The organism is Roseibium sp. RKSG952, from assembly GCF_009711355.1.
This window is the reverse complement of record NZ_SMMF01000366.1, coordinates 1-727: the sequence shown is the minus strand read 5'-3', so window position 1 is coordinate 727 and position 727 is coordinate 1. Positions and strand designations below refer to the sequence as shown.

Below are 727 nucleotides of genomic sequence, written 5' to 3'. Positions count from 1 at the left end.
GGTTTGAAACCAAGCCTATGGAAAATCAACTGCATTCGCTCTCTGGACCAACTATGCTATCGAAATGGCTGCCTGAAATCTGCCGATGGCGGGCGCTGACAACCCACATAAAATAACTTGGCACTACCCGTTGGCTCCAAAAAATCCATTCAGGGCATCGTAAAATTTTATCTTGATACTAAATATCTTGATACTAAGATAAAATTTATACACCAGCTACATCATTATTGGGTGTGAACAGACTGTAGTGCGATGCCATCCCAATTTACTGTCCTGCCCAAAACGGACGGAACCGGAGAGCGCCCGAAAGGAAACCTCCCGGAATTTAAAAAGTCGTCCCTGATCCTGCTGTTTGGCATAGCTGCGATACAGGCCATTATCGTTGCAATCGCAAAGGCAGCGCCCTCTTTCGGTTGGCAGCCAATGATCCTGCTGCTGTGGTCTTTCTTCGGCGCGTCACTCCTACAAGCAGCTGCGCTGATTTTTCAAAAAGAGGTACGAACGGGATCTTTCTTCATCCGCACCGAGCCATCCACTAGAAACCGGCTGCTGAAGTATATGCTTGTGACAGGTTTGCTCATTGCAGCCCCCAATGCCATAACCTTTGCAATCACTAGTCGTGTTGGAGCTGGGTTCGTTACATTGATGTTTGCGCTTCCGCTTGTTTTGACTTACGCCCTTTCCCTACTGTTTGGACTGGAAAAGCGAAATCTTGTGCGTTTGGCCG

1 pseudogene is annotated in these 727 nt (G+C 47.9%); it reads left to right on the top strand.

From position 1 onward, the window contains the following. Positions 1-252 precede the first annotated feature (252 nt). Positions 253-727, top strand: a pseudogene (locus E1297_RS01080) (hypothetical protein); the annotation flags it as partial.